This window comes from Onishia taeanensis, assembly GCF_003268885.1.
Taxonomy (GTDB): Bacteria; Pseudomonadota; Gammaproteobacteria; order Pseudomonadales; family Halomonadaceae; genus Onishia; species Onishia taeanensis_A.
In genome coordinates, this window is record NZ_QLSX01000007.1 from 164,728 (window position 1) to 178,636 (window position 13,909).

Here is a 13,909-nt window from a genome sequence, read left to right on the forward strand (position 1 = left end):
TGAGCAGGACCCCAGGATCACAACCCGACAGTCAAGAAAGACCTGAGCTGCGCCTGAACGTCCGCATGATGCATATGCTTCACATCATGCAGCCCATCACACCTCGATACCGACAGGTGTGATGGGTCACGCAATACGTCAGGACTTGCGTGTCTTACGGAAAGACTGGGTCAGACGATCCAGCAGCATGGCCAGGATCACGACCGCAATACCAGCTTCAAAGCCATCGCCCGGACGCAAGCGCTGGATGGCACGCCATACCTCGTTACCCAAACCATCGGCACCGATCATTGCCGCGATCACAACCATCGACAGCGCCAGCATGATGGTCTGGTTGATGCCGGCCATCACAGTCGGCAGGGACAGCGGCAGCTGAACCTTGAAGAGCTTCTGCGACGGCGTGGAGCCGAAGGCGTCAGCCGCTTCGATCAGATCCTTGGGAACCTGACGGATACCCAAGGTGGTGAAGCGGATCGCCGGCGGCATGGAGAAAATCACCGTGGCAAAGATCGCCGACACAGAACCGATGCCGAAGAACGGAATCGCTGGAATCAGATACACGAAGGCCGGCATGGTCTGCATGAAATCAAGCACCGGCATGATCACGCGGTAGAGACGCTCAGAAAGAGCGGCAGCAATACCGACGGGTAGCGCGATCACTACTGCCACCAGAGTGGCAATGACCACCAGGGTCAGCGACTCGATCATCGGATCCCACAGATCCAGGTTCCAGATCAGGGCAAGGCCCAAGACAGCGCCAATGCCTAGACGGATGCCCGCCATGCGCCAGCAAAGCAGCGCAATCATGCCCATCAGGCCCCACTCGGGTATCCACATCAACAGGTCGTTGAGACCGTTGATACCGCTCTGCGTCACCGCGGAGATGCCGCGGGTAATGCCGGAATAGTTACTTGTCAGATAATTCAGACCGGATTCGATCCAGTCACCCAGTTCGATACGGGGAATCTCAATCGCCATCTCAGTTGTCTCCTGCTTCTGCCAGTTCAGCCAGTACCGCACCCTTGACCACCACACCGAGCAGGCGACGCTCACCGTCGATCACCGCGATGGGGAAGCTCTTGTCGCTGAACATGGCAAAGAGGTTATTCAGCGGCTCGTCTGGGGCTACGCTACGGAAGTCCTGCTGAATCAGGCTTTCGATGGTCTGCAGGCCATCTTTGACGGCCTTATCGGCACTATCGGCATCGATGAGACCCACAAGTTTGCGATCACGACTGGTGACGTAGATCGAGTCCAGTCCGTTCTCACTCATCTTGCGCAGAGCGGTACGCGGACCGTCATCCTCACGGGCGGTAGCACGTACCGGACGCATCGCATGATGAGCGGTGAGGATACGCGACATGTCCACGCCCTCGATGAAGCGCTCTACGTATTCATCGGCCGGCGCAGTCAGAATCTCTTCCGGCGTGCCGATCTGCACGATCTCACCGTCCTTGAGCAGGATGATGCGATCACCGATGTTGAGGGCCTCATCGAGGTCGTGGGTAATGAAGACCGTGGTCTTCTTCATGCGGTGCTGAAGCTCGAGCAGTTCCTGCTGCATGTCCTTGCGGATCAGCGGATCGAGCGCGGAAAACGCCTCATCCATGAGCAGCACGCTTGAATCGTTGGCCAGTGCACGCGCCAAGCCGACACGCTGCTGCATGCCGCCGGACAGTTGGCTGGGCAGCGCATCTTCCCAGCCGTCCAACCCAACCTGCTTCAATGAGTTACGGGCGGTTTCGGTGCGCTCGGCCTTGTCGACGCCGCGGATTTCCAGACCGTATTCGGCGTTCTGCTGCACCGTGCGGTGCGGGAACAGCGCGAAATTCTGGAAAACCATGGAAAAGTGACGACGACGACATTCCAGCAGCTCCTTGGTGCTAAGCGTCGGAATGTTCTCACCATCGATGATGATCTCGCCTTCGGTGGTATCGATCAGGCGGTTGAGGCAGCGGATCAGGGTCGACTTGCCCGAACCGGAAAGCCCCATGATCACCAGGAGCTCACCTTCGTAGACATCGAAATCGATGTTGGACAAGCCCAGCGTCTGGCCAGTCTTCTCCAGGATTTCCGGGCGCTTCTGCCCCTGGTCACGCAGCTCAAGGGCCTTCTTGGGCTGGTTGCCAAAGACCTTGCTGAGGCCGCGCACCTGTATCTTGACGGGTCGTGTTTCGCTCATCGGCTCTGCCTGTTGTTATGTCATGCCGGCATGCCCTGGCAGGCCGCTCTAACGGCCCTTATGGCTATGCACGGTCGATGACTGTCGTGATTGAACTCGCAGGATCATACATACTTATAAATAACCCCTCAAATCAGAACAGCTGATGATTAATCAACGATGCCATGGCACAGCTTAGTTTCAGATCGCTGTCAGCAGGCGGGCTCGCGCCCTTCTTGTCGTCCTTCTTAGCGCCTTTGTTGAGCAGGACTCAATCCGGAGACGACGCCAGTCTGTGGCGCTGCCAGTCGGATTCGGGTTCGTTCAGTCTGAGCAGCGCATCGACCACCTGCTCTTCCATGTTGTAGCGCAGGCGAAAGCCCAGTTGCTTCATCAGCGAACGCATGGGCTGGTTGTCGATCATGATCTTGCCGAACATCTCGAGGGTGCCAAGCCCCTGGCAATAGCGGATCATCTTGGTCATCAGCAGGCGCCCGAGCCCATGGCCATGCAAGTCATCGCGAATGATCACCGAGAACTCCGTGCGGATGTTGTCCGGGTCATTCCATACCCGTACTACACCCAGCATTTCCGACTGCCCTTCTGCATCCAGCCGCACCGCAATAAACGCCATCTGACGGTCATAATTGATATCGGCAAGCGTCGCCAGGTCTCGCTTGGTCAGGTCCGCCTTGTGATGGAAGTAGCGAAACCGGATGCTCTCCTCGGACAGATGCTTGTGGAAACCGGTGATCAAAGGAGCATCTTCGGCACGGATAGGGCGCACTTCCACGTCCATTCCATCCAGCTCGACCCGTTCTCGAAGTTCTTCAGGATACGGCATGATGGCATGCCGGGCGGGTGTTCCCAGATCCAACGCAAAATCCACGGCAAGCAGACCATCACGGTTGAGCAGCAGCGGATTGATTTCCATTCCTCTCAGGCGCGGCAGGTCAGACGCCATCTGGGACAACTTCACCAGCAGCTCACAGATCATCTCGACATCCTGCTGAGGCTGGCGGGAATGCTCTTCGATCAGCTTGGCGGCGTGAGTGCGGCTCACCAGATCGGCGGCGAGGGTCATGTTCAGGGGCGGAAAGGCCACATGGCGATCGGCCAGCACATTGACCTTGTAGCCACCGACACCAAAGACCACCAACGGTCCGAACTCGGGGTCTCGTGTAATGCCCGCACACAGCTGCAGGGAATGCTTGCCCCGCTGCATTGGCTGCAAACAGTACTCATGGATGACCGAGTCTGGAAACTTCTCGTGGACCTTCTGCTCGAGCCGCATCATGCCGTTACTTACCTGCTCAGGACTTGCAAGGTCCTGCAGCAGGCCCGCCGAGAGCTTGTGTGGATGGCTGCGATAGCGATATGGCACGATGTTGTTATCGTGAACGATTTTCAGCGCCAGGGTGTCTCCTGAGTCCTGCTCGGCCTCAAGCAGATCACGGGCGACGGCGGCGCCCTCCTCCGGTGTGACGATATAACGGCTCTTGGGGGTCTGAATGCCATAGGCCGCCAGCACCTGAGCCGTCTCTGCATGGGTCAGGCAGTGTCGCTGTTGCTCGAGAGCCTGGTCGATCAGTTCGTGACAGTGCTTGCGAATGGCCGCACTGGTCGCAAAGGGCAGCGAGGGTGGCGTTTCCTGGAGCAGGGCCTGCACGCGCCGATAGTTGACCATATGCATGAAGGCACCGACGGCCTTCTCTGGCGACATGTAGGTCGGAATACCAGCCAGGTTGCTCTCGTGTCGAGCCGATAGCGCCTGCTCGAGCCCCATCCAACTGGTCAGCAGGTTGCGCTTGAAACGCCGCCGGTTGGCGACCACCGCCTCCGCCGTGACCTTCGAAGGCGCCAGACGGGTTGGCGCATGCACCAGCAGCACCGCATCCACGCCAGGGTCGGCGGCCACGATCTCCAGCGCCTCGACGATCTGATCCGGCGTGGCGCCCCCACCCAGGTCCACCGGGTTGCGTCCCGGCAGTGTCATGTCCACGTCGTCTCTTGCCAGCGCCTCGCGGGTGGTCTCGCTAAAATCGGCCAGGCGTCCGCCTTGGCTGATCAGGCGATCGATCGCCAGCATCGCCGGCCCCAACCCATTGGAGACGATCGCCAGTCGGTCACCTCGCAATGGCCGCATGCGCGACAGCGTCTCCAAGGCATCGAAGAGGTCATCGGAATTGTCGACGCGCACCACGCCTGCCCGCGCCAGAGCGGCATCGAAGATCACGTCACGATTGGCGATCCCCGGCGTCGGCGGCAAGTTCGACAGCGATGACTCAGGCGTGCGACCACTCTTGATCGCCAGCACCAGCCTGTGCCGGGATGACTCACGCAGGGCCGTCATCAGGTGCTGTGCATCCTGGGTGCGTTCCAGATGCAGCAGAATGGACTGGGCTGCCGTATGTTGATTGATATAGTCGAGCAGGTCGGGCAATAGCACGTCGACACTGTCGCCCAAGGTCACCAGGTGCGAAAGACCAATACCGCGCCCTGCCGCCCAATCGATGATGGCATTGCCAAGCATGCCCGATTGGCCCAGATAAGCGACGCGCCCGGCCTTGACCGGCTGGCCGGAATAGGAGGCATTGAGCCGCCGCCCGGGCACCAGGATGCCCATGCACTCCGGGCCCAGCACGCGGATTCCCGAAGGCCTGGCGGCGCGCAGCATCTGTTCGCGGATGGACCCGCCGTCATGACTGCGATCGTCCAGGTAGGAGCCGCCGGACAGCACCATCGCGGCGCGAACACCGGTTGTACCGAGCTCGGCGATCAAGTTGGGCACCGTATCCACCGGCGCGCAGATCACCGCCAGTTCGGGCACCTCGGGCAGATCGGCAACGTGACTGAAACAGGGGACGCCATGAACGCTCTCGTAGCCCTTGGTATTGACTGACCACAGCTTGCCGGGAAAGCCGCCCTCCTGGAGATTCTGGATCACCAGTCCGCCCATCGAATAAGGCTTTTCCGAGGCGCCAATGACCACCAGACTATGCGGCTCGAAGAAGTGACGAAGAAATCGCGTACCCAAGACCTGTCCTCCCGCGTGGGTGTAGCCTCCTTGTGTACGACTTATTGACACTGTCATGCAAGGAAGCAAGGCGATTAAGGTCGCATCAATAACCGCGGAGCCGTCGATGATCACCTCATATATCACCCATCCCCGTTGCCATGATCACTTTATGGGGCCCGATCATCCCGAGAGCCCGCTGCGCCTCGATGCCATTCGCGCCCGGCTTGCCTTGAGCGGTGTGCTGCAACAGACCATGCAGTCAGAAGCGAAACCCGCCACCGCCGAACAGCTCGAGCGTGTACATCCTCAGCGCCATCTGTCATCGCTCGAGCGCTGTGTACCCGAAGAGGGCATCACCCTGCTCGATGGCGATACCCTGATGAATCCGGCGAGCATGGACGCCGCCCGTGTGGCTGCCGGAGCCGTAGTGCGCGGGGTGGACCAGGTCTACCGGAGCCAGGCCGACAATGTCTTCTGCGCCGTGCGCCCACCTGGCCACCACGCTGAAGCCACCGATGCGATGGGATTCTGCTTTATCAACAACATCGCGGTGGGCGCCGCCCATGCCATCGCCAGGTATGGGGCCGAGCGGGTCGCCATCCTCGACTTCGACGTGCACCAGTGCAACGGCACCGTGGACATCTTCAAGGACCACCCTAACGTGCTGGTCTGCTCGAGCTTTCAGTATCCCTTCTATCCGTGGCGCTATCTGCGCAGTCAGTGGCACAACATCATCGACACACCGCTGCCGCCAGGCACAGACGGCCCGGCTTTCAGGCGCGCAGTGGAAGACGATTGGCTGCCCGCCCTGCATGCCTTCAAGCCGGATATGGTGCTGGTATCCGCCGGTTTTGATGCGCACCGAAGCGACCCCATGGCCGATCTGTGTCTCGAGGCAGCCGATTTCCATTGGGTGACGCACCTGGCCATGGAGATCGCCGCCCTCTATGCCGACAACCGCCTGGTTTCCGTTCTCGAAGGCGGCTATGACATCGATGCCCTGGGCCACTGTGCCGAGGCTCACGTCAGCGCGCTGCTGGGCCTACCCTTCAAGGCCTGAGCCAACACGAGGGCGGTCCAGCTTCTTAAGGTACATGGACGGTGCTCGTTTCCTCCCCTCAGGAAATATCGAACTCAGCCCACGCCTCCGCGATTCGCGATAGTGGCCTTGAAGCATGGCGCATCCGAGGCCTATCCAGTGAGATAGCCCCCTTCCATCCCCCATCCTGAATACCGCACGATGTGATAGCCTAGCGGAAACTAAGTTTCCGATAGTGAAAAGCCGATGAGCGCCAACAACGATCAAACCGCCGCCCTCCAGATTGCCGCTGGCCGCAAGGCGTTCGTCGAGCCGCTACAGCTCGGGGAGCGCCTCAAGGAGATCCGGCTGTCCAACCACTGGACCCTGGAAGACGTCAGCAAGCGGACCGGCCTGGCTCGCTCGACCCTGTCCAAGATTGAAAACGATCACATCTCACCGACCTTCACCGCCGTGCAGAAGCTGATCAATGGGCTCGACATCGACCTGCCCCAGCTGCTCAAGCAGCCCAAGCCACAGAGCCGCACCATGGGACGTCGCGACCTGACACGCGCCGGTGAGGGGCAACAACATCCGACCCCCACCTACGAGCACGAGCTACTGTCCTGGCAGCTGGCCCAGAAGCACATGACGCCCTTCAAGACCATCGTGCGGGCCCGGAGCTTCAGTGAGTTCAGCGAATGGGTGCGCCATGACGGCGAAGAGTTTCTGATCGTGCTGGAAGGCGCGATCCTGCTCTACACCGAGTTCTACGAACCGCTACGCCTGGAGCGCGGTGACAGCATCTATTTCGATAGCGACATGGGACATGCCCTGGTGTCCATCAGCGACGAGGACGCGGTTGTCCTGTCTGTGTGTAGCCGCGGCCAAACCAGCTGAGCCATCGCTCTTCCGGTACACTTCCGGTTCACATCGAGCGCCATACGGTACAAGTCACGACACCTGCACAAACAAAACGCCCCGGCGCATCATGCGCCGGGGCGTTTTACTGTGCTCAGAGTGCCAGGAACGTTCAATGTCCCGGGTAGGGATCCCCGCCGGACAGCTCGCGTTGCATCATCTTGTCGCTATACGCCGTACCGTACTTGAGGCGAGACCAGACGTAGAGCGCCAGCCCGATCAGCATCCATCCCGCAAACAGCGCCCATTCGAGGGCTGACAGTGCCGAGGGGCTGCCCGGCATGTACAGGGCGGTCATGCCCAGCGAAAGCACCACGGCCACGATGCCCACCAGCTTGCCATGCTTGACCTTGAACGGACGCTCCATCTCCGGCTCGCGCTGGCGCAGCACCAGGAAAGACAGCGCCACAAAGAGGTAGGCGATGACGATACCCAAACCACCCGCGACGACCAGCCACACAAGTGCCTGGCGACCCAGGAACGGTGCCAGGCAGGACAAGAGGCCCATCAGCAAGATGGCGTTGGTCGGCGTCTTGTAGCGCGGATGCAGCTTAGCGAGGAAAGCTGGCAGCATGCCGGAATGTGCCAGTGCATAAATCGCGCGGGAGCCACCGACATAGAAGGCGTTCCAGCTGGTAATGATACCGGCGATACCGGCCAAGACCATCAGGTTGCCCGCCCAAGGCGCCTGAAAGACAGCCTGCATGGCATCGGGTACCGCCAGTGAACTGCTACCGAGCGCTTCGCCATCCAGCATCAAGGAAGTGCCAAGAATAATCAGGGCGTACCAGAACACGGCTAGAATGACCGAGATCATCAGCACGCGACCTATTTCACGAAACGGCAGGTTGATTTCTTCAGCCGCCTGGGGGATGACATCGAAGCCCACGAACATGAAGGGCACCATGATCAACACCATCATGATGCCGCCCATCACCCCCTCTTCGACACTGAACAGCGGGTCCATGGTGGCAGTATTGCCCTCGAAAAGGGCTCCGGTAATGAACATTACACCTACGGCCAGAATCAGCACCGTGACCACTTTCTGCACCAGAGCTGCGGTGCGCACGCCAAAGTAGTTGACGGCCATCATCACTACCGAACCGGCAACGCCAACGGCTACCCAGGTCGCCTTGACGTCCCAGCCGGCAATCGTCCACAGGTCGCCCACGGCATAGCCAGGGAAGAGCTGCTCGACGACTGTGGGCAACGCCACCGCCTCGAAGGCAACCACGCTGACATAGCCGAGCGTAATGGCCCAGGTACACAGAAAAGAGGCGAAATGCCCCAGAGCACGATAGCTATAGACGTGCTCGCCGCCGACCTGCGGCATCGCCGAGGCCAGCTCCGCATAGGTCAACCCCACAAGCACGATAGCGAAACCGCCAAAGATGAAGGCTGTGATCGCTCCCAGGCTTCCAGCGGACTGAATCCAGTTGCCGGTCAAGACAACCCAACCCCAACCAATCATGGCCCCGAAGGCGAGTGCCAGCACGTCCTTGCGTGCCAGCACGCGGCTGAAGCCTTCTCCGCCCAGTGTACTTGCCGTCATCACGATACCTCGCTGCTTGTGCCTTGTTATTTGCGATTGGCCCAGGATATTAATGTCGATGCTTTATATTTTTATCGACAACAAACCCTCTGCATGTGCAAGGTAATTGACGTTTTCGCCGGCCGCAAGTCGACCTTCGCGAACGCAAGCAGGAAAATGGCGGCCCAAAGGTCCATAAAATGGCGTGCTGAGTATGGAGTGTGCGCACCAAGACCCAACCGGAGGCGCAATGCAGGCGTCAGTTATATTTAACGCTCATTAAGCAAGGACAATCAGAAAGAGAAGTTAGAGACCACGGTCTCCCGCACGTCGTGCCGGAATCGCATCGTAGACCAGACGCTGCTCCGAGTGGACGGCCTGGAAATGCCGGCCTTTGGCACGCGCGATCAACATCACCCCGAAACGCTCAGCCAGCTCAACGCCCTTCTGGGTGACACCAGAGCGCGAGACCAGAATGCCGATACGCATCTGCGCAACCTTGAGAACCATCTCAGAGGTCAGTCGACCCGTGGTATAGAAGATGTCAGCGGACATGGCCGCGCTGTCCTCGTCGAGCCATTGCCGACCGGCTAAGGTATCAACGGCATTGTGACGCCCCACGTCCTCGACGAAATCCAGCACCTCGTCCTGACGGCAAAGCGCACAGCCGTGCACCGCGCCGGCACTCTTGTAGGTTTCGTTGTAAGCGCCGAGATTCTCGAGCAATGCATAGAGCGTGGACTGTGCTAGAGAGGTGCTTGGTACAGGCTCAATGCCGACGGCATCGAGCAGGCGGCCGAAGACGGTGCCCTGGCCGCAGCCGGTCGTCACGGTGCGCTGGCCGAGGCGTTCTTCCAGGTCGTCAGGCGCCCGACGACTGACCACTACCGCTGCCTCGACGTCCCAATCGACATGAACCGCTTCCAGATCGTCGCGCGCCGGCACCAACCCCTGATTGCGAAGATAGCCCACTACCAGGGCCTCTGGGTCGGCGCCCAGCGTCATCAGGGTGACGATTTCCCGCTTGTTCAGATAGACAGTCAGCGCGCGCTCGGCAGAGATGGCCTGCCGACGCACGTCACCAAACTCGTCATGGATGTCTATTTCTAGTGTCGCCGGCAGGCGGGCGTGACTAAGACGTAACGAACACATGCATCGCTCCTTGGCGACAAGCGCGGCAAACCGGTCGAGCAGCACCGCGCGAATAACGATTCAATCCAGCGTTAACTGCACCATATTGACCATCATTGCATTCGAGGCGCCTACTGTCTTTATCTGACCGCCGCCTTTGGCGACCTGAGATAAGGCGCCCCTGCATAGGCACTGCGCCTTGATAATTTCCAACAGACGTTTCCAAGAAGTCCTGAAGTGAGTCGCCACGCCATGAGCTCCCCTGACACGACCGGCCCCATCAGTCGCAAGCACCTAAGCTTCAGCCTTGTTCCCGAACAAAAGCGCATCAAAGGGTTCACCGCGACCCAGTGGCATATCCATGACCTCGCACCGGGCGATACCGGCCCCCATGTTCTGGCGCTGCAACTCTACATGACCGAACGCGCGGCCTACCGATTCAACCTGGGCTCGCCTAGCCCGCGACTGTTCGTTCGTGCCGGGTTCTCGGGGCAAACCCCTGAACCCACCGCCCTGACGGCCAGTCAGGAGGTGGCGGCCGGCTGGATGGATGGCGAGCAGCAGGTGCTCGAGGTGGCCATGCCGGTCGCCATCCAGCTGTGGCTGGAAGCCTATCTCGCGCATCATGGCGAAGCACCTGTCGAAGGCCGCAAGAAAAAGCGCAAGGGCGCCGGACGTGCTCAGGAGAACCAGACATGACGCGATTTTCTCGCTGGTCACAGCGCAAGCGTGGCCTTGAGCCAACCGACGAGCAGACGTCAGAACGCTCCCACACACCAGGCGAGGAAGGCTCTGTCAACGATGGAGCTATCCAAGATGACAGCGTCACCGACAGTGGGCCGACAGCGGACAGTGAAGCAACGCCATCTCAAGAGGCCGTCGAGGAGTTACCCGACCCGGCTACCCTGCCCCCTGGCAGCGACCTTACCGCCTATCTGGCCAATGGTGTCAGTCGAGAGGTCCGCCGCCGTGCGCTAAAGCGCATGTTTGCTGCAGACCACTATCACCATCGAGACGGGCTCAACGACTACGATGACGATTATCGTCAGCTCAAGAACCTCTCGCAGGAAGTTGCCGACCGTCTGCGAGAATGGACGCGTCAGCCTGATGATCAGGGGGAAGGCATCCAGCGGGAGCCGGCGCAATCAGAACGTGACATCAAGGAACCGGCAGATGCGGCGGAAGCCAAGCTCGAGGACACTTCTGAGGCCGATGATGCTTCATTCTCAGACGACCAGACTCAAGCCGATAGGGTGAAAAACAAGATTGACTCCGACCAACCCAAACGAGACGCCCAGCTAGATACCCAGCCCGAGAGCAGCCAAGGGGCCGAGGAGAACCGGACGTTTAAAGAAAAAGACCAAACCTAAAAGAATAGATGGATGCTATCAAGTCGATAGTTATATTAGCGCTAGGTTTAGACCAATGAGGATTGGCGCTGACTGAGTTAATCGATGAAGATTAAGTAAAAATTTGCCCCTGACCGTTGAGGCTACATGAATCAGCGCATCGACCTGACCCTGCTGGATGCCGATCAGAACCTGGCAGCCCGAGATACCGCGCATTCCCGTATTTCATGGCCCGCCAATCTCACGCCTGAGAGCGTTACCTATTCAAGCGATGGTCATTTATTGATCATTGCCGACGAACTAACAGGCCGGCGTGCTGCCCGTGAACTGAAGGATCGTGGCCTCGCCTCGATCACACTACTGGTAACCGCACATTCGGCCTACGCCAACGCCGTAGGCCACGAAGAAAATCCCGAAGAGGGAGCAAGTCGCGGAGAGGTCGCCGAAGACAGCGTCAACATCGAGACACTGCTAGAAGACACCGCATTCTTGTCGATGCATCAGGCCCACAGCTGGCACCTCGCCGGCTATCTCGGCAAATTCACCCTCACCCTGCCCCACGATGATGGAGAGATCGATCTTGCCAAGGCGAGCCTTGGCCGCGCTCACTTCGATCTGGTGCTTGATCTGGGCACGCCGCCAACCCTCACCCTGGAGCTGCCACCCCCGGGTTACAGCGCCGCTCACTGGGGCACCGAAGAGTGTCGGCAGATCATCAACGACCTCCCTGAGCAGGTCGGCGAATTTGCCAAGCCGCGTTATTTTCACATCGATCATGACATCTGCGCTCATGATGGCCGCGGCAAAACAGGCTGTACCCGTTGCCTTGAGGTCTGCCCCGCAGACGCCCTGTCACGCCAGTCGGGACGAATCGAATCCTGGATCGAAATCGATCCGATGCGCTGTCATGGCGCCGGCAGTTGCACCAGCGCCTGCCCGACCGGGGCCATCCAGTATCGGCTGCCGCCCCCTGTCGACCAGCAAGCCTATGTCGAGCGCCTGCTGGACGCGTATCGCGCTGCCGGCGGACAGGCACCGGTGGTGCGGTTCGCCGAGGCCAGCTTCCTCTCGACTGAGTCGCCGGCACCGGCCGGTCATGTACTGGATGTTCCCCTCGAGGAACTCGGCGCAGCGGGACAGGATCACTGGCTGGCAGCCCTCGCCGCCGGGGCTGCCGAGGTCCGCATTCAGCTGACCGAGACCCTGCCGCCAAGCCTGAAAACACTGATCGACGACCAGTATCGCCAGGCCGCCACCCTGCTCGAGGCGCTAGGCCATGACACTCGCCGGCTAAACCTGGTCGCACCAGGCGACAGCGAGAGCCGAGACGCCCTGCCGTCGCTGGCGGCGCTTGCCGTACCGGACAGCGCGGACTCGCCCAGCTTCGATATGGCCAGCGAGCTTGGAGCCAGAGAGTCCGGTAAGCGAGAGCCCGGTAAGCGAGATCGTCTCAATGCCACGCTCACCCACCTCGCCACCACGGGGCAGCCCAGTGGAGAGCGTCATGCCATGCCATCGGGCGCGCCCTTCGGTGATGTGATCGTAGACAACGATGCCTGCACACTCTGCTTGGGCTGTGTCGCGGTATGCCCAACACCGGCGCTCGCCGGAGGGCGCACCTCACCCGAGCTGAGTTTCCGAGAGGCAGACTGCGTACAGTGCGGCCTCTGCGAAGAGACCTGCCCGGAAGATGCGATCCGCCTGATGCCGGGCTTCCTGGCAGCGCCAAAACGCGAAGAGCGCCAGATTCGCAAGCAGGAAGATGCATTCCCCTGCATTCGTTGCGGCAAGCCTTTCGCCAGCGCCAGTGCTATCGCCAGCATCAAGTCCAAGCTCGCCGATCACCCCTACTTTGCCGGTGACGCCATGGCGCGCCTGGAAATGTGTGAAGACTGTCGGGTCAAGGATGTCTGGCAGGGCCTGGCCAATGATCCCGAATCACAGTTGAAGATCTAGTTGAAGCGCGACGGGACACCATCCGTGAAGATGACAGTCTCAGTAACGCTCTGGACGACGATGTTGATGACAAGGTAACCGCCATGACCGATACCTCAGCGACGACCCAGCCTGATGCGCAGGACGGCTCGCATGAAGGCTCTCATGAAGGCTCTCATGAAGACACCGACGCCCTGCGCGCCGACATCTATCGGCTATTGGCGAGGCTGGTGCGTGAACCGCCTTCGGCGGCGCTTCTGACGTGGCTTTCAGAGCTCGACGCCGACGCCGATGGCAGCACGCTGGCGAGGCGCTGGACAGCGCTGATCCAGTCCGCGGGCGCACAAGGAATGTCTCAGGAAGAGCTCGCCAAGACGCTCTCGACGGCGCACTTTCGCCACCTGGTGGGCGTGGTCCAGGGAGAGATCACCCCCTACGCCTCTTGGTACCGGCAAGGCAACCTGATGGATGAGGCGCTGCTGGCACTGCGCCGAGATCTGCGTCGTCTCGGCATCAGCCGAGCGGAAGAGTGCCACGACCCCGAGGACCATCTCGCCGCCGTTTGCGAGACCATGGCCATGCTGCTGGACGACGGCCAACAAGACGAAGCCGCCCCCTTCTTCATGGCACACCTCGCTCCCTGGGCGACGCGCTGCTTCGATGACCTGGCGGCGGTGGACACCACGTTCTACGCGCACCTGGGAGCGCTAGGCAGCGCCTTCATGAGCGAGGAGCATCGTCATCAGGCAGATGAAGCGGCTCGCCAGCCCGTTCGCATCGTGACGCCCGATGCAAATTCCGCTCAACCGACACCTGACATGACCGATAACTAAGCTAGCTAACC

At 60.2% G+C, this 13,909-nt stretch carries 11 protein-coding genes; 6 read left to right on the plus strand and 5 right to left on the minus strand.

The window, feature by feature from the left end; genetic code table 11:
* Nucleotides 1–138: 138 nt before the first annotated feature.
* From BCL93_RS11090 to BCL93_RS11100, 3 genes are all read right to left on the minus strand, one after another.
* Nucleotides 139–978, minus strand: a complete 840-nt coding sequence (locus BCL93_RS11090) for an ABC transporter permease (protein ID WP_112055339.1) — start codon at nt 976–978, stop codon at nt 139–141.
* Nucleotide 979: 1 nt separating this feature from the next.
* Nucleotides 980–2,182 (minus strand): quaternary amine ABC transporter ATP-binding protein, encoded by a 1,203-nt coding sequence (locus tag BCL93_RS11095; protein ID WP_112055340.1) that lies wholly within the window; start codon nt 2,180–2,182, stop codon nt 980–982.
* 250 nt (nt 2,183–2,432) lie between these two features.
* The gene (locus BCL93_RS11100; RefSeq protein WP_112055341.1) at nt 2,433–5,198 is read right to left on the minus strand and encodes a bifunctional acetate--CoA ligase family protein/GNAT family N-acetyltransferase; all 2,766 of its coding nucleotides are present in this window, start codon (nt 5,196–5,198) and stop codon (nt 2,433–2,435) included.
* Between the two features lie 106 nt (nt 5,199–5,304).
* On the opposite strand from BCL93_RS11100, the gene BCL93_RS11105 reads away from it, so the two are divergent.
* Nucleotides 5,305–6,240 carry a histone deacetylase family protein gene (locus BCL93_RS11105; protein WP_112055342.1) on the plus strand — a complete coding sequence of 312 codons (936 nt, stop codon included), beginning with the start codon at nt 5,305–5,307 and terminating at the stop codon, nt 6,238–6,240.
* 225 nt (nt 6,241–6,465) lie between these two features.
* Nucleotides 6,466–7,098 carry a helix-turn-helix domain-containing protein gene (locus tag BCL93_RS11110; RefSeq protein WP_112055343.1) on the plus strand — a complete coding sequence of 211 codons (633 nt, stop codon included), beginning with the start codon at nt 6,466–6,468 and terminating at the stop codon, nt 7,096–7,098.
* 133 nt (nt 7,099–7,231) lie between these two features.
* On the opposite strand, the gene BCL93_RS11115 is transcribed toward BCL93_RS11110, so the two are convergent.
* Nucleotides 7,232–8,671: an APC family permease gene (locus tag BCL93_RS11115; RefSeq protein ID WP_112055344.1), complete on the minus strand. Its 1,440-nt coding sequence runs from the start codon at nt 8,669–8,671 to the stop codon at nt 7,232–7,234.
* Nucleotides 8,672–8,956: 285 nt separating this feature from the next.
* The gene (locus BCL93_RS11120) at nt 8,957–9,802 is read right to left on the minus strand and encodes a formate dehydrogenase accessory sulfurtransferase FdhD (protein ID WP_112055345.1); all 846 of its coding nucleotides are present in this window, start codon (nt 9,800–9,802) and stop codon (nt 8,957–8,959) included.
* A gap of 231 nt (nt 9,803–10,033) precedes the next feature.
* Between BCL93_RS11120 and BCL93_RS11125 the strand changes: the two genes are divergently transcribed.
* The 4 genes from BCL93_RS11125 to BCL93_RS11140 all read left to right on the plus strand — a co-directional run bounded on the left by BCL93_RS11125 (nt 10,034) and on the right by BCL93_RS11140 (nt 13,898).
* The gene (locus BCL93_RS11125; protein WP_112055346.1) at nt 10,034–10,480 is read left to right on the plus strand and encodes a DUF3305 domain-containing protein; all 447 of its coding nucleotides are present in this window, start codon (nt 10,034–10,036) and stop codon (nt 10,478–10,480) included.
* On the plus strand, nt 10,477–11,151 hold the full coding sequence (locus BCL93_RS11130; protein ID WP_112055347.1) for a DUF3306 domain-containing protein: 675 nt from the start codon (nt 10,477–10,479) through the stop codon (nt 11,149–11,151). Before BCL93_RS11125 ends, BCL93_RS11130 begins: the two co-directional genes overlap by 4 nt.
* A gap of 126 nt (nt 11,152–11,277) precedes the next feature.
* A complete protein-coding gene (locus tag BCL93_RS11135) occupies nt 11,278–13,086 on the plus strand; it encodes a 4Fe-4S binding protein (RefSeq protein ID WP_112055348.1) in 1,809 nt (602 codons plus the stop codon).
* Between the two features lie 83 nt (nt 13,087–13,169).
* Complete coding sequence (locus tag BCL93_RS11140; protein WP_112055349.1) at nt 13,170–13,898, plus strand: TorD/DmsD family molecular chaperone; 729 nt, start codon at nt 13,170–13,172, stop codon at nt 13,896–13,898.
* Nucleotides 13,899–13,909: the final 11 nt, after the last annotated feature.